Here is an 8,543-nt window from a genome sequence, read left to right as displayed (position 1 = left end):
TGAATGATGGAAATAATTACGGTGATGAGATTCCCAGCTCAGCGCGGCTCGCACGAACCGGCCGGATTCCGGGGGCTTCCGGCCGGTCCCGGCAACCGCTAATGTCCCAGCCGCATGCCGAGTCACACGGGAGGTCGGCGATGCACCGTGCCCTGACCGACCGGCGGACTCTCATCGTCGCCGGTGCGCTCGCCGCGGTCCTGGCCGCGCTCATCACCTGGCTTGCCTGGCCCGACCGGCCTCCGGCGCCAAGGGAGCGGCAGTACAAGGCCACCACTGCCTGTCTGCTCACTGACGACCACGACCTCGCCGGCGAGCCCGCGAAGGCCGCCTGGGACGGGATGCAGGACGCCTCGCTCGCCACCCTCATCAAGGTGCAGCACCTGGCCATCAGCGGCCCACAGACCGCGGCCAACGGCCTCACCTACTACAACACCCTCGGAGTCCAGCACTGCACAGTCATCATCGCCGCCGGCGACGTGCCGGTCGCCGCGATGACGCTTGGCATCGACACATTTCCCGCGATCAGGCACGTCGCGGTCGGCGGCGACCCGAAAGGCAAGGCGGTCTCGGTCGTCGATGACTCCTCGCCCGCCAGCATCCGCAGCGGGGTGAAGGCGCTGGTCGCGGCCGCGGCCTGAAAGTCGGTGCCGCCCATCGACTCAAGCGGAACGGCAGGTACTGACCCTCGTCCTTGATGTTGAGCAGGGCCAGGTTATGCATGGCGAACACGTCGCCGAGCTCGGCGGCGGACCGATAGCAGGCGACCGCCTTGCCACGGTCCTTGGCGACGCCCACCCCGCTGCTGTACATGAAGCCCAGAGCCGGGCACGGTCGGCGATGCAGGTCCATCCGCCGGACGCCGGCCGCCGTGGGGCATGGCGCAGCGACCGGAAGTCTCCGCGATCATGCGCAACGCGGCATCGACACCAACGGTTTTTCATGATCACGGAGTGCTGACGTACCCCCGTGTACCACAAGTCTCCTGGATCATGGCAAACCCGGTGTGCGGTCACCGCGAGCAGCATGATCACGGAGACATATGGCCGGCCCGGCCGCGCCGCCCAGGGGAGCGGCGCCGATGACCGGCGTGCCCCGCCGGCGGACGCGACCTGGTCGCGGTCGCGGCTGAGCCTGCGGGCGGCGAAAAGGGGCTGCTGCCGATAGACCGTGGCGGATATTCTGAGTGCTCGCGTTCGTATGGACGGAGTTCGGGCGATGACCGAGGTGGCCGCCAAAGAGGACAGGTTGTCGGTGCGGGCCGCGCAGGTGGCGGCGCGGGACGGGCTCGGTGAGCGGCGGGCCTGGCAGGCCGAGCGGGAGATCGGGGCGAACATCTTCAGCGCGGTCGCCGGGCTCGTCATGGCGGCGGTGCTGGTGGGCGTGGGGGTGCTCATTTTCCGGGCCGGTTCCGCCGTCCACATCGGTGGGTACCACGTGCTCCTGCTCGGGCTCATGGCCATCGGCGCCGTGGTATTTGTGGGTGGGGTGTTCGTGGTCGGGCTGTCGCTGCGGCTCGCGTTCGCGGGGGCGGCGTCCACCTATCTCTACGACGGCGGGATCGTTGCGGTGGCCGGGCGGAGGGTCGACGTCATCCCGTGGGCGCGGATCGAGCGGCTGGTGGTGGCGACGAGCCGCAGCGGGAAGCCGACCCGCTTCATCGTGGTCGGCGCCGGCGGCGGCGAGGTGCGGATCAATCCGAAGCCGCTCGGGCGGGGCGACGACGTGGCCGGCCTGGTCGTGTCGGCGGTCCGGCAGTTGGGCCGGCCCATCGTGGACGGTGGGCCGGACGCGGACGGCGAAATCTGACCAGACAACGAGGGGTCAGCGGAGGATTTCCACCAGGGCGACCCAGGCGTTGAGCAGGCCGATGGCGAAGCCGAGGAGCATGCCGGGGACCAGCCAGTACAGGCCGCCGATGGACTCGGTGGCGTAGCCGGCGCCGCCCGTGGCGAGCATCAGGGCGGCGACGGTGGCCAGGACGACGGAGGTCAGGGCGGAGCGGCGGTACTGCGGCTCCAGGCCCTGCAGGCCGCGCTGCATGAAGACCAGGCCCGCGACGATGAGGCCCACGACGGCCATCTCGGTGCCTTGTAGCCAGCGGGGCTGGCCCGGTACCAGCAGCAGACTGCCGACGACGAGGATGCCGGTGAACTGGGTCAAGGTCGCGCCGAGGCGCTGGACCAAGGCCGGGGTCTCGATGATGCGGGCGATGTTGATGGAGCAGGCGACGACCAGCAGACCGGCGAGAGCGGCCGCGGCGCCGACCTCGGCGACGGCGAAGCTCTCCCAGGGGTCGGACTCGTAGGCGGGGCCAGCCAGCAGCATGGCGGCATCATAGTAAAGGGCCGGTGGAGCCGCGCACGGTCAGGTGGACCGGGAGCATGACCTGCTGGCGGGTGCTCGGCGGGGGCGGCGCGGTGCGGTCCAGGCGGGCGAGCAGCATCGATACCGCGACCCGGCCGGCCTGCTCGATGGGGGCGGTGAGCGTGGTGAGCGGCGGGTGGCAGAAGTCGGCGCCGAAGATGTCGTCGCAGCCGACGATGCTCAGGTCCTCCGGGACACGGACGCCGCGCTCGCGCAGCCGTTGCAGGATGCCGATGGCGAGCAGGTCGTTGAAGACGATGGCCGCGGTGGCGCCGGTGTTGAGCAGGGCGTCGGCGGCGGCCGCGCCGGAGGGGCGGCCGGACGGGAACGGGCCGACGCGGGTGAAGGTCAGGCGGTGGCGGGCGGCGACGGCGCGCATCGCGTGCCAGCGGGCCTCGTTGGGCCAGGAGCGTTGCGGGCCGGAGACGTAGGCGATGTCGCGGTGGCCCAGGGACAGCAGGTGCTCGGCGGCCTGGCCGATGCCGGACGGGGTGTCGATGATGACGCTGGGCACGCCGCGGACGTTGCGGTTGATGGTGACGAGGGGGATCTCCGCGGCGAGGCGGGCCAGCTCGGCGTCGGGGAGGCGGGACGCGGCGAGGATGGCGCCGTCCAGGGACCGGCGCATCTTGTGCAGCAGCTCGGCCTCGACCGCGCCGGAGTCCTCGGTGTCGATGAGCAGCTGGGCGTAACCGGCGGCCTTGAGCTGTTGCTGGGTGCCGCGCAGCACGCCGAAGTAGAACGGGTTGGTGACGTCGGAGACGAGCACGGCGATGGCCCGGGTGCGGCCCGACGACAGGGCCCGGGCCGGGGAGCTGGGCACGTAGCGCAGCTCACGGGCGGCGGCCTCGATGCGCTCGCGGGTGGCGGCGTTGACCCGGCCCGGGTTGTTCAGGGCGCGGGACACCGTCGAGGCGGCCACGCCGGTCGCCGCGGCGATGTCGTTGATCGTGACGGGGCGCTCCCGGCCGGTACCGCGGGGCATGGCCACCAAGCAAACCAGGTTTGGCAAACGATGGCAAACGATTGCCATCGCCCGATTCGCCCTGATAGCGTCCGCCTCGATCCGCCGTCAAGCAGCATCGATGCGTTGCCGACACCCCCAATTCCCACGGCCGCGCTGCGCTCACTGAGGAGTGGACACCCCTATGAACCGATCTAAGATCATCGCTGTCGGCGCCGCCGCGGTGCTGACGCTGGCCGCGTGCGGGAACGACAGCAGCGGCGGCGACGCGCAGAGCGGCGCCGGGAAGACGCTCAACGTGCTGGTCCAGGCCAACACGATCTATCCGACGCAGCAGAAGCAGTGGTTCACCGACATCAGCAACACGTTCAAGCAGCAGACCGGCGCCGAGGTCAAGTTCGAGACGTTCGCGTCCGCCAACGACGAGCTGACGAAGATCCAGACGTCGGTGGTGTCCGGGCAGGGTCCGGACGTGTACTCCCTCGGCACCACGTTCACCCCCACCGCCTACGCCACCGGCGCGTTCCTGGAGCTCACCGACGCCGACTGGGCCAAGGTCGGCGGCAAGGACGCGTTCGTGCCGGCGGCGCTGGGCATCTCCGGGCCCGACGCCCAGCATCAGGTCGGCATCCCGTTCACCAGCCGCCCGTTCGTCATGGCGTACAACACCGAGCTGCTCAAGGCGGCCGGCATCGACAAGCCGGCGGACAGCTGGGACGGGCTGCGCGAGCAGGCCAAGAAGCTGACCAACGGCACCACCTACGGCATGGCCGTCGCCTACGCCGACGGGTTCGACCCGTGGAAGTTCATCTGGGCGATGAGCGTGCAGTCCGGCAACCCGCTCGTGGCCGGCAAGAAGGCCTCCCTGGACGACCCGGCGACGCTCAAGGCGTACCAGACCTACCTGGGCTGGCTGGCCACCGACAAGGTCGTCGACCCGGCCGCGGTCGGCTGGAAGAACGCGCAGGCGATCGCCGAGTTCGGCGCCGGCAAGGCCGCGTTCCTGCCGATGGTGTCGGCCACCTCGAAGGTCACCCTGGACAAGTCGCAGGTCGCGGGCAAGTACGCCTACGCCATCATGCCGACGATCCCGCCGGGGACGACCAGCCGCCCGAGCAATGGTGTCGGCGCCACCAGCATCCTGTCGGGCGACAACCTGGTGGTGGCCAAGTACAGCAAGAACAAGGATCTCGCGCTGGCCTTCGTGAAGCTGGTGACCAGCCCCGAGCAGCAGAAGTCGTACTACAAGACCTTCGGTGAGCTGCCCACCAACGCCTCGGCGTCCAAGGAGCTCTCGGCGGACCCGGCGCTGGCCGCGATCGTCGACTCGGCGTCGAAGTCGGCCGGCACGCCGTTCAACGGCGGCTGGAGCAAGGTGCAGCTGGCCCTGCTCAACGTGGTCGTGCAGTCGATCCCGGATCTGCAGGGCGGGAAGGTCGACGACGGCAAGCTCAGGTCCCTGGTCGCCGCGGCGCAGAAGGACGCGCAGAACGCGGTCAACGAGGCCAAGTGACCACGATCGCCCGGCCGGCGCGCCGCACCGTCAGCCGGCGCCAGCGTCCACTGTGGATGCTGGCGCCGGGTGGCGTGCTCCTGCTCGTCGTCATCGTCCTGCCGCTGTGCGTGGCCCTGCTGGTCTCCACCCTCGACCTGGACGCCTACACGCTGCGCCAGTGGACCGACGCGCCGAACATCGGCTGGCGCAACTACGTCGAGGCGTGGCGGGAGACGGCGCTGCCGCACGCCATCTGGATCACCGTGGGCTACGCCGTGCTGGTCACCGTGGCCGCGGTACCGTTCGGGCTGGCCGCGGCGCTGGCCACCCAGCAGCGCTTCGCCGGGCGGGCGCTGGTCCGCTCCGCGTTCCTGGTGCCCTACGTGCTGCCCGCGTTCGTCGTCGGCACCGTGTGGCGCACGGTGCTGCAGCCGGCCGGGCCGGTGAACCATCTGCTCGGCGAGCAGTACCTGTGGCTCAACGGCCCGCGCAGCTACTGGACCCTGGTCGTGGTCCAGCTGTGGACGTCGTGGCCGCTGCTGTACCTGCTGGCCCTGTCGGGCCTTTCGGGTATCGCCGACGACGTGCACGAGGCCGCGGCGCTGGACGGCGCCGGCTGGTGGGCGAAGCTGCGCCACATCGTGCTGCCGCACCTGCGCGGCGTGCTGGCGCTGGGCATGGTGATCGAGTTCCTGCACACGCTCAACAGCTTCACCCTGCCCTACGTGCTCTTCGGCGTGCCGGCCCCGCACGACGTCGAGGTGCTGCCGGTGCTCACCTACGTGGAGAGCTTCCAGAACTTCAAGTTCGGCCTGAGCGCGGCGATGGCGGTGCTGTCGCTGGTGCTGGTGGCCATCCCGCTGTCGGTGTACCTGCGCGCCGTGAGGCTCAACCGCAATGAAGACTGACGTCCAGCGGCTGCTGCCCAAGGGGGTGCAGGCGGTCGTCATCGCCCTGCTGCTCCTCTTCGCCCTGGCCCCCGTGCTCTACATGCTGTTCGCCAGCGTCAACGACGACCTCGCGGTGGCCCGCGGCGGCTTCTGGCCCGCCGGCTTCCACCCCGCCAACTACCTGCGGATCTGGGACACCGTCGCGCTCGGCGCCGGCCTGGTCAACAGCGTCCTGGTCGCCGGCAGCGTCGCGATCGTCTCGGCGGGCGTGTCGGTGGCCACCGCCTACGTGCTGGTCCGGTTCACGTTCTTCGGCCGGGGCCTGATCCTGCGCGGGCTGCTGGCGCTGCAGAGCATCCCGGGCACCCTCATGCTGCTGCCGGTGTTCGTGCTCTTCGCCAACCTGGCCCGGGTGCTGGGCATCGACACGATCGGCACCCGGTGGGCGCTGTTCGTCACCTACCTGACCTTCGCGCTGCCGTTCTCCACCTGGGTCATGGTCACCTACCTGCGCGGCCTGCCGCCCGAGCTCGACGAGGCCGCCCGCCTCGACGGCGCCTCCTCGTGGCGGATCCTGCGCTCCATCGTGATCCCGCTCAGCTGGCCCGGCCTGGTCGTCTCCGCCATCTTCGCGTTCCTGCTCGGCTGGAACGACGTGCTGTTCGCCTCGGTGATCACCGACGCCGACACCCGCACCGCCGCGGTCGCGCTGCAGGTGTTCGGCGCGACCCAGGAGGGCGGCGCGATCCCGCTCTACGGACAGCTGATGGCTTCGGCGCTCATCTGCGCGTTGCCGGTGGTGGTGTTGTACCTCGCATTCCAGCGGTTCCTGGTCGGTGGCCTGACGGCCGGAGGAGTGAAATGACTGTGCTCAACGTGGCGATCGTCGGCAGCGGCATCATCGGCGGCAACCACGCCGAGGCGATCGCCCGCCACCCGCGGCTGCGCCTGGCCGCCCTGGTCGACTCCCGCATCGAGGCCGCCGAGGGCCTCGCCGCCAAGGTCGACGCCCAATCCCCCGGCCGGCGCCCGGCGACCCACCTGACCCTCGCCGAGGCGCTCGAGGCGCAGCGCATCGACCTGGTCGCCATCTGCACGCCCAGCGGCCTGCACGTCGAGGCCGGCGAGCAGACCCTGCGGGCCGGCGCGCACCTGCTGGTCGAGAAGCCCCTCGACACGCTGCTGCCCAAGGCCCGCGAGTTCGCCAAGGTCGCCGCGGAGGCGGAGGCCCGCGGCCTGGTCTGCGCCGTGGTCAGCCAGCACCGCTTCGACCCGGCGATGGCCGCCGTGGCGGGCGCCGTGCGCGCGGGGCGGCTGGGCCGGGTCACGTCCGCCGTGGTGTCCATGCCGTGGTGGCGCGACCAGGCCTACTACGACTCCGCCGACTGGCGCGGCACCTGGCGCTTCGACGGCGGCGGGGCGCTGGCCAACCAGGGCATCCACCTCGTCGACCAGATGCTCGCCCTGCTCGGTCGTCCGGTCGAGGTGTACGCCCGGACCGCCCGCGTCTGCCACGAGCGCATCGAGGTCGAGGACCTGGCCGTCGCCACGATCACGTTCCAGAGCGGCGCCCACGCCGTGCTGCACGCCACCACCGGCGCCCGGCCCGGTCTGCCGGTGCGCCTCGCCGTGCACGGCACCGAGGGCTCCGCGATCCTGCACGACGACCAGCTGGAGTACTTCCACACCGCCGCCGACCCGGCGCTCACCGCCGCCGATCTGGTCCCCGCCGGCGAGCTCACCGGCGCGCCGAAGCCCGTCGACGGGTTCGTGGTCGGCCATCTGCGGCAGTACCAGGACATCGTGGAGGCCATCGACACCGGCCGGCCGCCGGGCGTGCGGGTCGCCGACGGGCTGCTCGCCCTGGCGCTGGTCCGCGCCGTCTACGTGTCCGCCGCCCTCGGCCGCCCCGTCGACTTCGACCAGGTCCTCGACGGCGTCTTCGACGACGTCACCGCTGTTGCCAAGGAGCTACTGCCGTGAAGTTCTCCGTCTTCACCGCCTCCACCCCCGACTGGACCCCCGAGCAGGCCGTCGCGAAGCTCGCCGAGCAGGGCTGGGACGGCATCGAGTGGCGCGTCACCGACCAGGCCGACGCCGACGTCCCCGGTTTCTGGGCCGGCAACCGGGCCACCTGGCCGCTGACCGGGCTCGAGGACCACCTGGCCGACATCGACCGGCTCACCCGGGGCGCCGGCCTGGACTACTCCGGCATCGGCGGGTACGCCCGCAGCTTCGAACACGCCGACGTGGCCCGGCTCATCGCCGCCACCGCCGCCCTCGGCGCGGGCCGGGTGCGGGTCACCATGCCGCTGCTGAAGACCGGCGACTACCGCGACCTGTTCGCCGCCGCCCGCAAGGACCTCGAGTGGGCCACCGCGGAGGCGGCCGCCCGGGGCGTCACCGTGCTGGTCGAGCTGCACCACGAGACGATCGCCTCGTCGGCGTCGGCCGCGCTGCGCCTCGTCGACGGCCTCGACCCGGCCGCCGTCGGCGTCATCCACGACCTGGGCAACCTGGTCATCGAGGGCCACGAGGACCACCGGGCGGCGTTCCAGCTGCTCGGGCCGTACCTGCAGCACGTGCACGTGAAGAACGTCGCCTGGGCACCGCAGGCCACCGCCGCCGACGGCACGGTGACGTGGCGGGCCGACTGGGCGACGCTGCGCGCCGGCCAGGCCGACGTCGGCGCCTACCTGGCCGCGCTGCGCGAGCACGGCTACGACGGCTGGGTCACCCTGGAGGACTTCTCCACGGCGCTGCCGCTGGAGGAGCGCACCCGGGACAACCTCGCCTACCTGCGTTCCCTGCTCGCCTGACCGCCCGC

General features: G+C 71.4%; 9 protein-coding genes. 7 read left to right on the top strand and 2 right to left on the bottom strand.

Going from position 1 to position 8,543, the window contains the following annotated elements:
* Positions 1 to 140: 140 nt before the first annotated feature.
* A complete protein-coding gene (locus tag ACQPXD_RS21290) occupies positions 141 to 641 on the top strand; it encodes a hypothetical protein (protein WP_432841100.1) in 501 nt (166 codons plus the stop codon).
* 577 nt (positions 642 to 1,218) lie between these two features.
* A complete protein-coding gene (locus tag ACQPXD_RS21285; RefSeq protein ID WP_432841098.1) occupies positions 1,219 to 1,809 on the top strand; it encodes a hypothetical protein in 591 nt (196 codons plus the stop codon).
* Between the two features lie 15 nt (positions 1,810 to 1,824).
* Here the strand turns inward: ACQPXD_RS21285 and ACQPXD_RS21280 are convergent, their stop codons facing one another.
* A complete protein-coding gene (locus tag ACQPXD_RS21280) occupies positions 1,825 to 2,328 on the bottom strand; it encodes a hypothetical protein (protein WP_432841096.1) in 504 nt (167 codons plus the stop codon).
* 7 nt (positions 2,329 to 2,335) lie between these two features.
* Positions 2,336 to 3,352 carry a LacI family DNA-binding transcriptional regulator gene (locus ACQPXD_RS21275; RefSeq protein WP_432841094.1) on the bottom strand — a complete coding sequence of 339 codons (1,017 nt, stop codon included), beginning with the start codon at positions 3,350 to 3,352 and terminating at the stop codon, positions 2,336 to 2,338.
* Positions 3,353 to 3,515: 163 nt separating this feature from the next.
* On the opposite strand from ACQPXD_RS21275, the gene ACQPXD_RS21270 reads away from it, so the two are divergent.
* Genes ACQPXD_RS21270 through ACQPXD_RS21250 form a run of 5 tightly spaced genes read left to right on the top strand, consistent with a single transcriptional unit; the run spans position 3,516 to position 8,535 of the window.
* Entirely contained in the window at positions 3,516 to 4,844 is a 1,329-nt protein-coding gene (locus tag ACQPXD_RS21270; protein ID WP_432841092.1) for an ABC transporter substrate-binding protein, read from the top strand.
* Positions 4,841 to 5,734 carry a carbohydrate ABC transporter permease gene (locus ACQPXD_RS21265; protein ID WP_432841090.1) on the top strand — a complete coding sequence of 298 codons (894 nt, stop codon included), beginning with the start codon at positions 4,841 to 4,843 and terminating at the stop codon, positions 5,732 to 5,734. Before ACQPXD_RS21270 ends, ACQPXD_RS21265 begins: the two co-directional genes overlap by 4 nt.
* Entirely contained in the window at positions 5,724 to 6,581 is an 858-nt protein-coding gene (locus ACQPXD_RS21260) for a carbohydrate ABC transporter permease (protein WP_432841088.1), read from the top strand. The genes ACQPXD_RS21265 and ACQPXD_RS21260 overlap by 11 nt, the downstream gene beginning before the upstream one ends.
* Complete coding sequence (locus tag ACQPXD_RS21255) at positions 6,578 to 7,699, top strand: Gfo/Idh/MocA family protein (RefSeq protein WP_432841086.1); 1,122 nt, start codon at positions 6,578 to 6,580, stop codon at positions 7,697 to 7,699. The genes ACQPXD_RS21260 and ACQPXD_RS21255 overlap by 4 nt, the downstream gene beginning before the upstream one ends.
* Complete coding sequence (locus ACQPXD_RS21250) at positions 7,696 to 8,535, top strand: sugar phosphate isomerase/epimerase family protein (protein WP_432841084.1); 840 nt, start codon at positions 7,696 to 7,698, stop codon at positions 8,533 to 8,535. The genes ACQPXD_RS21255 and ACQPXD_RS21250 overlap by 4 nt, the downstream gene beginning before the upstream one ends.
* Positions 8,536 to 8,543: the final 8 nt, after the last annotated feature.

This window comes from Dactylosporangium sp. CA-092794, from assembly GCF_050948465.1.
GTDB lineage: Bacteria > Actinomycetota > Actinomycetes > Mycobacteriales > Micromonosporaceae > Dactylosporangium.
This window is presented reverse-complemented; position numbering and strand designations above follow the sequence as displayed.